Origin of the sequence: uncultured Veillonella sp. (assembly GCF_963543145.1) — a bacterium.
Classification (GTDB): domain Bacteria; phylum Bacillota; class Negativicutes; order Veillonellales; family Veillonellaceae; genus Veillonella.
Window position 1 is genome coordinate 79,682 of sequence record NZ_CAUTZP010000004.1, and the last position, 16,488, is coordinate 96,169.

Sequence of the window (16,488 nt, forward strand, 5' to 3'; positions counted from 1 at the left end):
ATGAGCGAACAACAATTAGTGCTTATGCGCATGCCTTTAGGTCCACTAGGAACCAATTGCTATGTCATAGGTGATAAAGTAGTAGGTGAAGCTTTTATCATCGACCCTGCCACATCGGAAGTATTAGATGCGCTAAAGAAACATAACTTGAAGCCAAAGGCTATTTTGCTAACTCATGGTCACGGAGATCATATTGGTGGTGTTCAAGAGATTGTAGATACATACCATGTGCCTGTATATATTCAAAAGGGCGATATCCCGTATTTATCTGATCCTGAGCTTAACCTTAGTGCCTATAGTAATCCTACACCGATTAAGGTGAATGCTGATCTTATTGAGGTTAAGCAAGGTGACCATATTATATGTGGCGCTATTGACCTTGAAGTACTTGAAACACCAGGTCATACACCAGGTGGGGTATGTTATTATATGGAAAGTCTTGTGTTTGTGGGGGATACTCTCTTTAGAGATTCCGTGGGCCGTACAGATTTTCCAAATGGATCATATGAGACATTAATGGAATCCATTAAATCTCAACTCTATAAATTGCCAGATAATACAATGGTTTACCCTGGTCATGGACCAGAAACAAATATAGGTTATGAAAAACAATACAATCCATTCGTTGGAGCGTAGGTTTTATATAATTTTGCAAGAAGTAAAGGGGATAGTTATCATGAATACAACATTAGAAAAATTAAAAGAACGTATTAAAGACAAAAAATATAAATTGACTACACAACGTCAAACAATTTTACAAGCCTTTATCGATGCTGACGAAAACCATTTGAGTGCTGAAGACGTGTACGTGCTTGTTAAAGAAGTAGCTCCTGATATCGGCTTGGCTACGATTTACAGAACACTTGATCTCTTCACAGAGCTAGATTTGTTGAAACGTCTTGATTTCGGTGATGGACGTAATCGTTACGAATTGAATGACGAAGAGTTTGCTCATTTCCATCATCATTTGATTTGTGTAAAATGTGGTAAAGTATCCGAGTTTGAAGATGATATGCTAGAAACTCTAGAATCTATTATCGCTAAAAAATTGAACTTCCGCACTATTGACCATCAATTAAAAGTATATGGTTATTGCAGTGATTGCCAAAGCCATATGACTGAAGCAGAGCTTGAAAAATTAGAGCGTATGGCTCATCACCATGCTTAATGGATATCTATATACGGGGCCATTACCACTGGGCTCCGTAGTAGCTCATAATTGTGGTGCTGCAGGTTTATTCTCTGATAAGGTTAATCCAGAAGTTATTCTAGAGGCTATAGAGATAGACGGCTCATATCGCTTGACCCTTACCATTGGTGAGATTGTACAAACCTTTGAAGGTGATATTTCATCTATGGGGCGTCGACAAATTGGTCAAGCCTTGTTACGGTACTTGCGCGAATATCAAGGTTTGCCCGCTGATGCGCCATGGGGAACTATGGTAGGTGTACGCCCTACGAAGCTACTACATAAATATATAGATACATATGGCTCTGTCCACGCAGCAACTCGTCACATTAGGGACGAGTTTTCTGTGTCTATAGAAAAACTTGCTACCCTAGGCGCTATCGGTGAGTATCAACAACCATTTTTAGCTGATACAGACGATAAAAAGGTGAGTCTCTATTGTGGCATTCCTTTTTGTGACACCCGCTGTGTTTACTGCTCCTTTCCGTATGGACTCTATCAGGATTACAATGGTAAAAGCCAGTTTTTATCAGCGCTAGGCCGAGATGTAGAGGATGTGAAATCTATCATTGATACATATGGATTGAAGGTTGACACTCTCTATATGGGCGGTGGCACCCCAACGGTGTTGGGTGATGAAGACTTTCACCAAGTCCTAAAACAGTTATCTGTTCTGGTTCCAGAAGGACATGAGTTTACTGTAGAAGCGGGACGACCAGATTCTGTAAATTCTGAAAAGATACAATCTATGCTTGCGTTAGGTGTAAATCGTATCAGCATTAATCCTCAGACTATGCAAGATGATATTTTGCGTCGTATAGGGCGTGGACATAGTGCGCGTGATATTGATGAACTATTACAATATGTAAAAGTTCATACACCATTTGCAGTAAATATGGATTTTATTGCCGGTTTACCACATCAAACGATGCAAAATATGGTAGAGAATATGGATTATGTATGTCAAAATTTGCCGGAAAATGTTACAATTCATACGTTAGCATTAAAACGTGGTAGCCTGTTGTACGATTTAAATATGCAAGATGATGTTCCAGAGGAACATCTCGTAGCAGAAATGGTACAATATAGTAAAGAGCGTCTTGAAGCGGCTGGTTATGTGCCATATTATCTATATCGCCAACAATATATGAGAGGGCAGTTAGAAAATATTGGTTATACCTTGCCGGGCAAAGCATGCGAATACAATATTCAGATTATGGAGGAACGTCAAAGTATTCTATCCATGGGTCCTGGTAGTTCATCTAAGTGGATGCGCGCCCCTGAATATCGTCAACTTAAGCAGCATATGCCAAAGGATGTAGATGTTTACCACGCAACGATAGATGCACTATTAGAGAAACGACATAGAATTTGTGAAAAATTTTGGGAGGTTGTGTAATGGCTATTAGAAAACCAAGAGGTACACAAGACTTTTTGCCAGAACAAATGATAAATTGGCACTATATTGAACAACGTATGCACGAGATTTGCAAAGTATACGGGTTTAATGAAATTCGCACACCTGCCTTTGAAGATACTAAATTATTTTTGCGCGGCATTGGTGAAACTACAGATGTAGTACAAAAAGAGATGTACACTTTTACCACAGGTGATGATGGTGGATCTAGCTTTACATTGCGCCCAGAAAATACAGCATCTGCTGTGCGCGCATACTTAGAAAACAAAGTATATGGTAAAGAAGGTCTTACAAAATGGTATTATATGGGGCCTATGTTCCGACATGATAAACCACAAGCAGGCCGATACCGTCAATTCCACCAATTTGGTGCAGAGGTATTGGGATCCCAGTCTCCTGTGGTGGACAGTGAAGTTATTTGTATGGTAGTGCAATTGTTGAAAGATTTTGGCCTTAAAGATCTCAATGTAGAGGTGAACTCTGTAGGTTGCCCGACATGTCGCCCTGTATACCGCGAAAAATTAATTGAATTCTTTGAACCTAAAAAAGAACAATTATGCAGTGATTGCCAAGAACGTTTATATAAAAATCCTTTGCGTATCTTGGACTGTAAAAATGAAACCTGCAAATCTTTGTCCGTAGGTGCTCCTGAAATTCACGAACATTTATGTGAAGAGTGTCATGATCACTTTGAAGAATTGAAGACATATTTAACGGCTGCTAATGTGCAATATACATTGAACCCTCGTCTTGTACGTGGTCTTGATTATTACACTAAAACAGCTTTCGAAGTACAATATACTCCATTAGGCGCACAAAGTGCCGTAGCCGGTGGTGGTCGTTACGATGGTCTCGTAGAGGAACTCGATGGCCCTCATACGCCAGCGATTGGCTTTGCTATGGGCATGGAGCGTTTATTATTAGCCCTTGAAAAACAAAACTTATTGCCTGAACCAACTGTAGAACCATCTGTGTTCGTAGTAGCCCTTGGTGATGCGGCTAAGGTAGAGGCTTTCAAAATCTGTCAAGCATTACATGATGCGTATGTAACCGTTGAAATGGACGGACAGGGCAAGAGTATGAAGGCACAATTAAAATATGCTAACAAAATTAATGCAAAATATGTTATCATATTGGGTGATGATGAATTGGCTCGTGGAGAAGCCATTATCCGATTCATGGATACTAGTGAACAAGAGGCTGTATCTCTCGATGCAGTGTCTAAACGTATAACTTCTTTGGTGAAAGGATGACAATAAGAATGGAAACAATGCAAGGCTTACACCGTACGCACGGTTGTGGCACCATCTCTGAACAAGAGGTAGGTAAAGAGGTCGTATTATGTGGTTGGGTTGAACGCCGTCGTGACCATGGTGGTTTGATTTTCTTGGATTTACGCGATCGTTCTGGCGTAGTACAAGTAGTAGCATCCCCAGATCATAACGTAGAATCTTTCCACAAAGCAGAGGATGTTCGTAATGAATATGTTCTTTGCGTGCGTGGTACTATCACAAAACGTGATGAATCTGCCATTAATCCAAACCTTCCTACAGGTGCATACGAAATGTTCTGTGAAGAGTTGCGCGTATTGAACTCCGCTAAAACGCCTCCATTCTATATCCAAGATGATATCGATGTAGATGAAAACATTCGTTTGAAATACCGTTACCTTGACTTGCGTCGTCCAGAAATGCAACGCAACTTGATTTTACGTCACAAAGTAACAAAAGCTATGCGCGACTTCTTCGATAGCCGCGATTTCTTGGAAATTGAAACTCCAATGCTTACTAAATCTACACCTGAAGGTGCTCGTGACTATCTAGTTCCTTCCCGTGTAAATGCTGGTACATTCTACGCATTGCCTCAATCTCCACAAATCTTCAAACAAATCTTGATGGTTGCTGGTTATGAAAAGTATTTCCAAATCGTTCGTTGCTTCCGCGATGAAGACTTGCGTGCAGACCGTCAACCTGAGTTTACTCAGCTCGACTTGGAAATGTCCTTCGTAGACGAAGAGGACATCTACTCCATGCTAGAAGAAATGATTGCTCATGTATTCAAAACAGCAATGGGCAAAGACATTACATTGCCTATGCCTCGCATTACATGGGACGAAGCAATGGATAAATATGGTTCTGATAAACCAGATCTTCGCTTCGATATGGCGTTTACTGATGTAACTGATCTTGTAAAAGATACAGAATTCAAAGTATTCCGCTCTGTAATTGACAATGGTGGCGTAGTTAAAGGTATCGTAGTACCTGGCGACGCTGGCATTCCTCGCCGTGAACTTGATGACCTCGTTGAATATGTAAACCGTTATGGTGCAAAAGGCCTTGCATGGGCTTGCTTCAACGAAGATGGTTCCATCAAGTCTCAAATCATGAAGTTCTTAGGTGAAGATACAATTCGCAATATCGGTGAAAAAATGGGCGCTAAAGGTGGCGACCTTGTATTGATGATTGCAGATAAACCTGCCACTGTAGCACGTGCATTAGGCGAATTGCGTCTTGAAATGGCACGCCGCATGAATATGATTGATCCTGATAAATTGGCATTCACATGGGTAACTGATTTCCCTATGTTCGAATATAACGAAGACGAAAAACGTTATGTTGCAATGCACCATCCGTTCACAATGCCACGCCATGAAGATCTTGATAAATTAGAAAGTGATCCTGGTAGTGTAAAAGCGATTGCTTATGATATGGTATTGAATGGCGTAGAAATCGGTGGCGGTTCCTTGCGTATTTACCAATCTGATGTACAAGAGAAAGTATTCAAAGCAATTGGTTTATCTGAAGAAGAAGCAAAATCTAAATTCGGCTTCATGCTCGATGCATTCCAATATGGTGCGCCTCCTCATGCAGGTTGTGCATTCGGCTTAGATCGTCTTGTTATGTTAATGGCAAAACGTCAATCTATCCGTGATGTAATCGCATTCCCTAAAACACAATCTGCTTCTGATGTTATGAGTCAAGCTCCATCTGAAGTAGAACCTAAACAATTAAAAGAATTGCATATTAAACCAGATATTGAAGAAGAAGAGCAATCTTTAGTGTAAAAACATAAGCAAGAATTGATTAAAATTGAAATGTCAAGTCTTGTTAATTGCTAATCTTTCTGATACTATTTATGTATAAGATATCCCTGCCATGTGCGTGTGATATCGCAGTTTTGAGCCAACACATTTACTTCGGGAGTCCGAACTCTCGTCTGAACGTTACGCCCTTACGGGACAACTGCAGGATGAGGAGGACACCCACCTGCCCTAAGCAGGATCAAAACGCGGTACATTACGGCATGGTGGGGCTTTTTTGCGTGTAAAAATAGCATATAATATCATATACTATATATGGAAATACGATAAATATATCAATTTATGATACTTGTTATAAAAAATCATACCTAAGAGACATACAGTTTGATGATCTAACATATATGATTTTTGAAATAAAAGCATTAATAGTTTAAATATTGCGAATTGAGGTGATGGAATGGATAGTTTATTTGATTTAGCGCCTACAAATACATATGAGCCGCTTCCTGTGCGGATGCGTCCAACAAAATTAGACCATTTATATGGTCAAGAAAAGGCCGTAGGGAAGGGAACCTTCTTGCGTGCTATGGTAGAGAAGGATACTATTCCATCAATGCTCTTTTACGGGCCTTGTGGAACGGGGAAAACAACGTTAGCAGGTATTATTGCGAAGGTTAGTAATAGTCATTTTGTTAATTTAAATGCCACCAATGCAGGCATTGGTGAATTGCGCACCATCATTGAAGATGCGCGTAAGCGAGTTCGTTCTTTGCAACAACGAACTATTCTTTTCCTCGATGAAATTCATCGCTTTAATAAAAGCCAACAAGACGTTCTTTTACCTTGTGTTGAGGACGGCACAATCATCCTTATCGGTGCAACTACAGAAAATCCATTTTTTGAGGTAAATAGACCACTTTTATCTCGGTTGAGACTTATCACATTAGAGGCGTTGACACCAAAGGCTATCGGTCAAATTCTGCGTCGTGCTATTACCGATGAAGAGGTAGGTCTTGGTAAACGTCGTTTACAAGTAACCGACGAAGTACTAGAGGATATAGGCATCTTCGTCAATGGTGACGGTCGTATGGCACTCAATATTCTCGAGCAAGCTGCAGCTATGGTTCCTGACGAAGGTACTATATCTATTGAGGTCCTTGAAAAGGTTGTAGGTCGTCGTATTTATACATACGATAAAAAAGGTGATAGCCACTATGATACGATTTCTGCGTTTATTAAAAGTATGCGCGGCTCTGATGTACAAGCGACAGTGCATTACTTGGCACGTATGATTGAAGCAGGGGAGGACCCGAATTTTATCGCTCGTCGTATCGTGATTTGTGCCGCTGAGGATGTAGGTCTTGCCGATCCACAAGCATTGATTTTGGCAAACGCTGCGGCTCAAGCCGCCCATATGGTCGGTTTCCCAGAGGCGCGTATTATATTGTCCGAGGCGGCATGTTATGTGGCGTTAGCTCCAAAAAGTAATTCTGCCTATATGGCAATTGATGCGGCTATTGCCGACGTGCGTCACAAGGATTGTGGGCAGGTGCCAGATCATCTGAAGGATAGTCATTATAGTGGGGCGAGCAAATTAGGTCACGGGAAAGCCTATAAATATGCTCATAACTATCCAAATGGCTATGTAAAACAACAATATTTACCGACACCTCTTGTAGATGCCACATATTACAATGGTATAAAAAGGGGGAAAGAGGAACAGTTGCTTCAAGACTGGGAAGAACGACGTAAGAGTTAACTAAATACTTCGATATATGCTATAATATAATGATAAGTTAATTTACTGTAATGTTATATAAGTAAGGGGTTTGTATAGATTTATGGCAGAAGAAAAGACTTCCACCAAAAAACGCAACACACGCCGTAAGCGAACAAGTACAAAACAACAACCAAAGTCTCAAGGCTTTTCTTTGCGCAGCGAAGTTAAAGGCCTTATTGTCATTGCCTTTGCAGTGATATCTTTACTCGGTTTCTTTGGCTTTGAGCTTGGTCTTGTAGGTCAAATTTTGACAGGTGTATTTCGTTATGGCTTCGGTATAGGAGGCATTATTCCTTGCTTATGCGTTTTCTGGGTAGGTTGGAGATTACTATATAAGGGAACATTTATTTCCTTTACAAAACGCGGCGTTGTAATGACCTTGTTTTTCCTATTCTTGTTAGCTCTTGTTCCGTTGTGGCGTGTTCCTGAGGGGCAGGAACTCATTACTACACAATTGGCTAATCAAGGTGGTGTTGTAGGTGGGGCTATTGCAACATTTATGCGCACTTTATTAGGTAATTTAGGTGCAATTATTCTCAATGTGTTCTTGTTGTTAGCCTTGGGTCTTCTTATTACTCGATTATCCTTGCGCAGTGGATTACAAAAGGCAGCAGATAAAACTCAAGTAGGTTTAAATGTAGCAAAAGAAGTAGCTGCTGAGAAGGTGGCCGTTGCGAAAGAGGTCTTTGAAGACTGGAATGAACAACGTAAAGAAGCAGCGGAACAACGTAAAGCTTATAATAGGGAAAAAGATACACGGTTCGAAGATACTACTGCTCAAGCATTAGATACACTTGAAAAGCGTGGTATTTCTACCGATAGAGATAGTTTTGAAACTGACACCTTTGTAGATGTGGAACCTATGGTAGATACAGTTGCAACTATAGAACCGCCAAAAGCGCCTACATCTTGGAAGGAATTAGCTGAATTAGAAGCACGTAACCGTGCAGCTGAGCAATTGGCTAATATTTCTAAAGTATCTGGTGATGCTAAGACTTTTGAAGCTGATGATTTTGATCAATTTTCTGATACGCATCGATCTACTGGTGATGATTATGTATATGTTCCAGATGAGGATTATACATATACACCAGACGAAGGCTATACTGATGAGTCTGAAACAGTAAGAAATACTGAAGAGGAAGAACCTGAATTTTCCTATCAAAATACAACTATTGGACCATTGGAGACCAATCACGGAGCTATTGCGTCTGCCGTGCCAGGCACGGGTGCTGCTGCCAGTTCTGTAAGTGCCGGCGCTGGAATGGCTGGCATGGGCTTACAAGTACCATCTATTATTAGTACCACAGAGGATACGGCTCAAGTAGCGGTATCTAAAGATGGTCAAATCCATCGCACTTATGATAAGCCGTACCATTTCCCAAGCCTTGATCTTTTGGCGAAAGGGAAGGGGAGCCAAAATAATGGTGAAGAGGTAGCTCACAATGCGATGATGCTTGAAACTGTGTTGAGCAACTTCGGTATTACGGCAAAGGTTGTTAATGCTACACAAGGTCCAACCGTTACGCGTTATGAAATTGAGCCTGCTCCCGGTGTAAAAGTAAGTCGTATCGTTAACTTAACGGATGATATTGCTCTTAACTTAGCCGCGCAACATATTCGTATGGAGGCTCCAATCCCAGGCAAATCTGCTATTGGTATCGAGGTACCTAATAAGACCACTGAAGCCGTTCATTTGCGCGATGTCCTTGATTGTAGTGACTTTAAGGATGCTAGAGGTGGTATTCCTGTAGGTCTTGGTAAGGATATTGCAGGGAAACCTGTGATTACAGACCTTGCGAAGATGCCTCACTTGCTCGTAGCAGGTACGACTGGTTCTGGTAAATCTGTATGTGTAAATACTTTGATTTCCAGTATTCTCTTTAGTCGTAAACCAGAAGAGGTTAAGCTTTTATTAATTGACCCCAAGATGGTTGAACTGTCTATTTATAACGGTATTCCTCATTTGATGGCACCAGTTGTGACAGATATGAAAAAAGCAGCAGCTGTATTACGTTGGGCCGTTCGAGAAATGGAGGCGCGCTATAAAGCCTTTGCAGCATCTGGTAAACGGGATATTAAGAGCTATAATGAAGCACATCCTAAGGCGGCTATGCCGTTGATTGTACTGATTATCGACGAGTTGGCTGACCTTATGATGACAGCTCCAGATGACATAGAAGAATCCATTAGTCGTTTGGCTCAAATGGCTCGTGCTGCAGGTATCCACATGGTACTTGCCACACAACGTCCGTCTGTTAATGTTATTACTGGTTCTATTAAAGCCAATGTACCGAGTCGTATTTCCTTTGCTGTAGGTTCTCAAATTGACTCCCGTACTATCCTTGATATGGCGGGGGCCGAAAAATTGCTTGGTAAAGGTGATATGTTATTTGCTCCAATTGGGGCGAATAAACCAATTCGTGTACAAGGTGCATTTATCTCTGATGATGAGGTAGAAAAACTTGTAGAATTTGTGAAAGCTCAACGAGAGCCAGAGTATGATAATACAGTAACACAAGAGGCGGAAAAGGAAGCTGAAAAAGAGTCAGCTGAGGACAATGATGTGTATCGTGACGAATTGTTAGAACGTGCAGTAAATCTTGTTATGGAATCTGGTCAAGCCTCTGTATCCATGTTACAGCGTCGTTTCCGCATCGGTTATACCCGTGCAGCACGCCTTGTGGATACTATGGAAGATCTTAAAATCGTTGGTCCTAGCATGGGCAGTAAGGCTCGAGAAATTTTGATGAGCCCTGAACAAGCGAAAGCTAGATATTTCTCTGATTCCACTGATGAGCAATAATTGAATGATTATTACAGTACGTAGATTTAGAAAGGAACGAAAATGGCTGAATTAGGCGAAGAATTACGACGTGAACGGGTAAGACGTAATTTAACCTTTAAAGATGTGGAGCAGGTGCTACATATTAAAACAACCTATTTAGAGGCTATCGAAGATGGCAACTATGACATCATTCCTGGACAGGTCTACGTAAAAGGTTTTATTCGTAATTATGGCAATTACTTGGATCTCGATGGAGACCGTTTGGTGAAAGCCTATCAAAGCCAAGTAGGAGATATTGATACTTTTTCTTTACGCTCTGTGACGAGACAGAAAGCTCAAGCTACACCTACTTTGGTACAAAGTGAGTTCGTTGAATATCAAACTTCTAAGAAACGTATGTCCTTAGAAACAAGGCAACGAAAACGTCAACGTTCTATCGTTCAAGAACGTATTATTTTGGGCATTATTTTATTCTGTATGGCATTATTTTTACTGTGGTTATTCCTTTTCTAATAGTTGATTAGGAATGATAGAAAGGCATTTACACAATCAATGGATAGATTTTTAGTAACAGAACCTTCGGATATGAAGGAACGTGGTTGGGCCGAATTAGATTTCGTTCTTATCAGTGGGGACGCCTATGTGGACCATCCGTCCTTTGCGCCTGCAGTCATCGGCAGATACCTAGAATCCAAAGGTTATCGTGTAGGCATTATAGATCAACCAGATTGGAATGATGTAGAGGCTTTCAAAAAATTAGGTAAACCACGTCTAGCATCCCTTGTTACGGCAGGGAATTTAGACTCAATGCTCAATAAATTTACGGCGGCAAAGAAAATTCGTCGACAAGATGATTATTCTCCAGGCGGTGAAGCTGGTCATCGTCCAGATCGTGCTACCTTGGTCTATGCGAATCGCATGAAGGAGGCTTACAGTGATGTGCCTCTCATTATTGGGGGCATAGAGGCGTCCTTGCGTCGTTTTGGTCATTATGATTATTGGTCAGATACAGTGCGTCGCTCTATCTTAGTTGATTCTAAGGCGGATGTACTTGTATATGGTATGGGTGAACTTCAAATCGTCGAACTAGCTGATGCGTTAGACCAAGGAAGATTTAAAGAATCCTTACCATCTATACGTGGCATTTGCTACATGGCTAAAGACATTCCTACCATTGATTATGTGGAGTGTCCATCTTATGAAGCGATTAAGACCAATAAAATGGACTTTGCTGATGCGTTTCGCATCCAATATGATGAACAAGATCCATTCTATGGCCGCATAGTAGTACAAAAACATGGGGATAGATATGTCATCCAAAATACGCCTGCTTTGCCTTTGACACAGGAGGAAATGGATGGCGTATATAACTTGCCATATACTCGCAAGTGGCATCCTAAATACGATGATAAAGGTGGCGTACCCGCATTGAGTGAAGTACAATTCAGCCTTGTTAGTCAACGTGGTTGTTTTGGCAGTTGTTCTTTCTGTGCTATTACAAACCACCAAGGTCGTATCATCCAAAATCGTAGCCATGAGTCGTTGATTGACGAAGCACAGACGATGATTAATATGGATAACTTTAAGGGGTATATTCACGATGTAGGTGGACCTACAGCGAATTTCCGTCATTTAGCTTGTGATAAACAAGCTGTATACGGTGCTTGCAAAGGTCGTACTTGTGCGGCCCCTGAGCCTTGTGAGAACTTGAATACAAATCATGATGATTACATTACTTTACTTCGTAAGTTGCGCAAGTTAAAAGGGGTAAAAAAAGTATTTGTTCGTTCTGGCTTACGCTATGATTATGTGCTAGCAGATAACAATAAAGACTTTGTGCGAGAGCTTTGTGAGTTTCACGTCAGTGGTCAGTTGAAAGTAGCGCCAGAACATGTGTCTAAACGTGTAACCAACATGATGGGCAAGGCGGGGAAGGAAGAGTTCCTCACCTTTAAATCTTGGTTTGAAGAGGCCAATAAAAAACTTGGTAAAAAACAATACTTAGTACCATACTTTATGAGCTCTCATCCAGGCTGTGCCTTGGAGGATGCTATCGAATTAGCGGAATTTTTGCGTGATCACCATATGTACCCTGAACAAGTACAAGACTTTATTCCTACACCGGGGAGTCTGTCTACTTGTATGTACTATACAGGCATTAATCCATTAGATGGAAAGCCTGTATATGTAGCTAAAAAGGGTAGAGAAAAAGCAAAGCAACGCGCTTTGATGCAGTTTAAAAATATTGAAAACTATGACCTTGTTAAAGAGGCCCTCATAGAGGCTAATCGACGTGACTTAATTGGTTTTGGCCCAGAATGTTTAATTCCACCACGCCCAATTGGTCGCAATAGTAATCGTACTACTCAAACTAAGGGAGCTCGTACTAGTCGATCTAGTTTTAGTAAGGGAAAGCCATCTCGTAGAGGTATGACTAAAGGTCATTCGCCTAATAAAAGCCGTGGTGGTCGTTAATTATAGGGATTAGCTTTACTAGTCTCGGTGGGGATACGTTATGTCTTATAGGAGGCATATATGAAACGATGGATTGCTCCGGGCATTTTAGCCCTTTTTGTGGTAGGAATGTTAACCTACGGCATGAACTTTTACCATCATGAACAATTAGAACAGGCTAAAGAACCACTTCGTGGTGAAATTACAGTCTATACCGACTTGCCAAATAATTTAACTACAATGTTAGCTGATCGTTATGAACAGGAACAAAACGTAAAGGTTACGATTATGCCTCTTACAGAGGAGCAAATGGCACAACGGTCAGCGTCAAATGTGGCTGACACATCTGGTGATTTAGTGCTCACCTCTGAAGATAATCTCGTTGTAGGTGCTAATACTGGTAAATATGCACCAATCGTTAATGAACGAATTGATGAAGTGCGAGATACCTTTAAGGATCCTAATGGTTACTGGGTTGGCCTTTGGTACGATCCTATTGTATTTGTTCAGAATGATACCTTCTACAATGGTGTTGGTAAGTATATTACTACTTGGGAAACCTTGGGAAAACAAGGCGATTGGTCTATTGTAATGACAGACTTTGTAGCATCTCAGAATGCGGCAAATTTACTATACAATATGGTGGAGTACAAAGGCGAACCAGAAGCTCTTGAATATTTGTATAGCTTGAAACCACACATAGTACAACATGCTAAATTCCTGTCTACTCCTGTACGCTTAACTGCATTAGGGGAGATAAACATTGGGATTGGTAACTTATCTGATGCAGCTCAGTATAATCGTCATGGGTATCCAATTAAGTTCATATACCCTAAAGATGGCACATCTTACTATGTGACCGGTGCTGCGGTGTTAAAAAACTCAAAGCATAAATCGGATAGTGTTGAATTTATTAATTGGTTGTTATCTACAAAAACGGCGAAATATATGGTAGAAAATAATTTTACCTATCTATTCACCAATCCTGAAATGGATGAGCCGAAGGACTCTATGGGACAAGGCTTAGTGCTATGGCCTGTAAATGGTGGCTATACTACGGAAGGTAAAAAGGTATTGTTAAATCACTGGGTTAGTCAAGTGCGATTCCGTAAAGACTAAGTCCGTTGAATAGATCCTAGAAATGGGAAAAGAGATAGAGACAGAATCGAGTGAAGAAAGGATATAGAATGGGTAAAAAATTAGGGTATGTTAGCCTAGGTTGTGCTAAAAATTTAGTAGATACTGAAGTAATGTTAGGCTTGTTGAAAGATAATGGCTATACCATTACTGAAAACCTAAGCGAAGCAGATCTTATCGTTGTTAATACCTGCACTTTTATTGAGAAAGCCAAGGCTGAGTCTATTAATACCATCCTTGAAGTTGCTCAATATAAGGAAGATGGCCTTTGCAAGGGGCTTATTGTAGCAGGTTGCCTTAGCCAACAATATCAGGATGAATTATTCCAAGAAATTCCTGAAATTGATGCATTAATCGGTACTGGTGCATGGGACCAAATTATGGTAGCTGTTGATGCTATTGAGCATGGCAATCGTAGCTGTATTATGGAGAATATTACGAACATTTATGATGAGCGGATGCCTCGTATTCAAACTACACCTCGTTACAGTGCATACGTAAAAATTGCGGAAGGCTGTAATAATGGTTGTACTTTCTGTATTATTCCAAAGGTGCGTGGTGCCTTCCGTAGTCGTACAATCGAGTCTATTAAAGCAGAAGTAGAACGTTTAGCAGCATCTGGTGTTAAAGAAGTCGTTCTTATCGCTCAAGATACGACTAGCTATGGTATTGACCTCAACGATGGTAAACCATTGTTGACTACCTTGTTAAAAGAATTAACTACTGTAGAAGGCATTGAATGGATTCGTATGCTCTACTTATATCCAACATTCTTCTCTGATGAATTGTTAGATATTATCGTTAATGAGCCAAAACTTTGTAAATATGTAGATATTCCGTTGCAACATGTTAATAACGATATCTTGAAGCAAATGAATCGCCGCGATGATCGTAGTGATATTGAGTGTTTGCTTAAGAAAATCAGAAATGCGCCTACACATATTACATTGCGTACATCTATTATCGTTGGTTTCCCTGGTGAAACAGATGAGCAATTTGAGGAACTTTGCGACTTTGTAAAAGAAATTAAATTCGATAATATGGGCGTGTTTACCTACTCTCAAGAGGAAGGGACACCTGCAGGTGCTCGTGAAGACCAAGTCCCAGAAGCGATTAAAGAAGAACGTTACCATGTTCTTATGTCCATCCAAGCTGCTATATCTGAAGAGAATAATCGCGACTTAGAAGGTACCATTGATTTTGCGATGGTCGAAGAAATCGAAGACGGCGATAATAATACATTGCTTGCAAAAGGGCGTTTGAAATCTCAAGCTCCTGATGTAGACGGCAATATGTACATCGAAGACTGCGGCGAAGATATTAAACCTGGTGACATTCTCAAGGTACAAGTAGAACAAGGTTTTGCATACGATGTTGTAGCTACCGTTGTAGAATAATACACTTCGATATATTCGAGTGTGGAGGTGATCTGATGATTGTAGAACTTATTTCTACAGGCTCAGAATTATTGCTAGGCGATACAGTTAATACGAATGTATCTTGGCTAGCACAAGAGTTAAATAAATTAGGCTATACGATTGCTCATCAATCCGTAGTTGGTGATAATCCTAAACGAATGGCGGAGGTTTTTCGGCTTGCTAGCACACGGGCTGATATTGTGATTAGTACTGGTGGGCTAGGTCCAACGCAAGGTGATATTACGCGTAATGTATTGGCCGATTCTATTGGACGACCTATTGTATTTAATCAAGAGGCAATGGATGAGGTTAAACGTTTCTTTGAAAGTGTAAAACGAACTGTACCCGATGCAAGTCTTCGAGAAGCAGAATTGCCGGAAGGCGCAAAGGTTCTTAAAAATCCTGTAGGCGTAGCACCAGGTGTTGTCATAGAAGATGGGGATACTACATATATACTTTTACCTGGACCTCCTGGAGAAATGAAGGGGATGTTCCAAGAGAGTGTAGTACCTTATTTAAATAAACGCTTCGGCTCGCAAGGTGTTGTCACATCCTATCGATATGGCGTATATGATATCCGTGAAATCGACTTAGAAAATACCTTGATGGATCTCATTAAGAATCAATCGAATCCGACTATTGCGTTGCTCATTAAAAAGGGCTATATCGAGGTTCGTATCACCGCTAAGGCTGATACCTTAGAGGCGGCACAAGCACTTCTCAATCCTTGGGATGCTATCATTCGAGAACGATTAGGCTCTCGTGTAGGCCGTGATTTAACTGTGTCTATGGAGAAAACACTAGGTCATACTCTGCTCGAGGAGCATAGTACGATTAGTACTGCTGAATCTTGTACTTCTGGTTTGGTTGGTAAATTGCTAACTAATGTGAGTGGTAGCAGTGAGTACTACATGGGTGGCGTTATTTCATATAGCAACGACATAAAACATCGTGTACTAGGTGTACCTCAAGATATGCTCGATACGTATAGTGCCGTAAGTGAGCAAGTCGCTAGGGCTATGGCGGAAGGGGCAAAATCTATTGGACAAACGACCTATGCCGTGTCTACGACGGGCATAGCCGGTCCTGGCGGTGGTAGTCCTGAAAAGCCAGTTGGTCTTGTGTGGTTTGGTGTTACTGGGCCACATGGCACCGTAGCTCATAAAGCAAATCTAATTGGTAATCGAGATGATATTAGACAAAGTGCAGCAGAGCTAGCACTATATTATGTGTATACTTATATAAGAGAAAAGGGGAAATAAAAT

At 40.8% G+C, this 16,488-nt stretch carries 12 protein-coding genes and 1 other RNA gene; all 13 read left to right on the plus strand.

All coding sequences use genetic code 11. The features are described from left to right. The gene (locus RWZ05_RS03230) at positions 1-636 is read left to right on the plus strand and encodes an MBL fold metallo-hydrolase (protein WP_314642054.1); all 636 of its coding nucleotides are present in this window, start codon (positions 1-3) and stop codon (positions 634-636) included. 40 nt (positions 637-676) lie between these two features. After that, positions 677-1,168 (plus strand): Fur family transcriptional regulator, encoded by a 492-nt coding sequence (locus RWZ05_RS03235; RefSeq protein ID WP_314642056.1) that lies wholly within the window; start codon positions 677-679, stop codon positions 1,166-1,168. Then, the gene (gene hemZ, locus RWZ05_RS03240) at positions 1,161-2,588 is read left to right on the plus strand and encodes a coproporphyrinogen dehydrogenase HemZ (RefSeq protein ID WP_314642059.1); all 1,428 of its coding nucleotides are present in this window, start codon (positions 1,161-1,163) and stop codon (positions 2,586-2,588) included. The genes RWZ05_RS03235 and hemZ overlap by 8 nt, the downstream gene beginning before the upstream one ends. Beyond that, entirely contained in the window at positions 2,588-3,859 is a 1,272-nt protein-coding gene (hisS, locus tag RWZ05_RS03245) for a histidine--tRNA ligase (protein ID WP_314642061.1), read from the plus strand. The genes hemZ and hisS overlap by 1 nt, the downstream gene beginning before the upstream one ends. An 8-nt stretch (positions 3,860-3,867) precedes the next feature. Further along, positions 3,868-5,670, plus strand: coding sequence for an aspartate--tRNA ligase (gene aspS / locus RWZ05_RS03250; RefSeq protein ID WP_314642063.1), 1,803 nt, complete (start codon positions 3,868-3,870; stop codon positions 5,668-5,670). A gap of 80 nt (positions 5,671-5,750) precedes the next feature. Next, positions 5,751-5,923: non-coding RNA, 6S RNA (ssrS, locus tag RWZ05_RS03255), on the plus strand. A gap of 180 nt (positions 5,924-6,103) precedes the next feature. Next, positions 6,104-7,405, plus strand: a complete 1,302-nt coding sequence (locus tag RWZ05_RS03260) for a replication-associated recombination protein A (RefSeq protein ID WP_314642065.1) — start codon at positions 6,104-6,106, stop codon at positions 7,403-7,405. 82 nt (positions 7,406-7,487) lie between these two features. Further along, the gene (locus tag RWZ05_RS03265) at positions 7,488-10,232 is read left to right on the plus strand and encodes a DNA translocase FtsK 4TM domain-containing protein (protein ID WP_314642068.1); all 2,745 of its coding nucleotides are present in this window, start codon (positions 7,488-7,490) and stop codon (positions 10,230-10,232) included. Positions 10,233-10,274: 42 nt separating this feature from the next. Then, entirely contained in the window at positions 10,275-10,727 is a 453-nt protein-coding gene (locus RWZ05_RS03270; protein WP_314642070.1) for a helix-turn-helix domain-containing protein, read from the plus strand. Positions 10,728-10,766: 39 nt separating this feature from the next. Further along, on the plus strand, positions 10,767-12,689 hold the full coding sequence (locus RWZ05_RS03275; protein ID WP_314642072.1) for a YgiQ family radical SAM protein: 1,923 nt from the start codon (positions 10,767-10,769) through the stop codon (positions 12,687-12,689). Positions 12,690-12,749: 60 nt separating this feature from the next. Continuing rightward, positions 12,750-13,787 carry an extracellular solute-binding protein gene (locus tag RWZ05_RS03280; RefSeq protein ID WP_314642073.1) on the plus strand — a complete coding sequence of 346 codons (1,038 nt, stop codon included), beginning with the start codon at positions 12,750-12,752 and terminating at the stop codon, positions 13,785-13,787. A gap of 68 nt (positions 13,788-13,855) precedes the next feature. Continuing rightward, the gene (gene rimO, locus RWZ05_RS03285) at positions 13,856-15,202 is read left to right on the plus strand and encodes a 30S ribosomal protein S12 methylthiotransferase RimO (RefSeq protein WP_314642076.1); all 1,347 of its coding nucleotides are present in this window, start codon (positions 13,856-13,858) and stop codon (positions 15,200-15,202) included. Positions 15,203-15,237: 35 nt separating this feature from the next. After that, entirely contained in the window at positions 15,238-16,485 is a 1,248-nt protein-coding gene (locus tag RWZ05_RS03290) for a competence/damage-inducible protein A (RefSeq protein ID WP_314642078.1), read from the plus strand. Positions 16,486-16,488 lie beyond the last annotated feature (3 nt).

Excerpts from the sequence above, each read along its gene's own strand:
- RWZ05_RS03270 (WP_314642070.1), top strand. The coding sequence starts at position 10,275 with ATGGCTGAATTAGGCGAAGAATTACGACGTGAACGGGTAAGACGTAAT.
- aspS (WP_314642063.1), top strand. The coding sequence starts at position 3,868 with ATGGAAACAATGCAAGGCTTACACCGTACGCACGGTTGTGGCACCATC.
- rimO (WP_314642076.1), top strand. The coding sequence starts at position 13,856 with ATGGGTAAAAAATTAGGGTATGTTAGCCTAGGTTGTGCTAAAAATTTA.
- RWZ05_RS03265 (WP_314642068.1), top strand. The coding sequence starts at position 7,488 with ATGGCAGAAGAAAAGACTTCCACCAAAAAACGCAACACACGCCGTAAG.
- RWZ05_RS03290 (WP_314642078.1), top strand. The coding sequence starts at position 15,238 with ATGATTGTAGAACTTATTTCTACAGGCTCAGAATTATTGCTAGGCGAT.
- hisS (WP_314642061.1), top strand. The coding sequence starts at position 2,588 with ATGGCTATTAGAAAACCAAGAGGTACACAAGACTTTTTGCCAGAACAA.
- hemZ (WP_314642059.1), top strand. The coding sequence starts at position 1,161 with ATGCTTAATGGATATCTATATACGGGGCCATTACCACTGGGCTCCGTA.
- RWZ05_RS03260 (WP_314642065.1), top strand. The coding sequence starts at position 6,104 with ATGGATAGTTTATTTGATTTAGCGCCTACAAATACATATGAGCCGCTT.
- RWZ05_RS03275 (WP_314642072.1), top strand. The coding sequence starts at position 10,767 with ATGGATAGATTTTTAGTAACAGAACCTTCGGATATGAAGGAACGTGGT.
- RWZ05_RS03230 (WP_314642054.1), top strand. The coding sequence starts at position 1 with ATGAGCGAACAACAATTAGTGCTTATGCGCATGCCTTTAGGTCCACTA.
- RWZ05_RS03235 (WP_314642056.1), top strand. The coding sequence starts at position 677 with ATGAATACAACATTAGAAAAATTAAAAGAACGTATTAAAGACAAAAAA.
- RWZ05_RS03280 (WP_314642073.1), top strand. The coding sequence starts at position 12,750 with ATGAAACGATGGATTGCTCCGGGCATTTTAGCCCTTTTTGTGGTAGGA.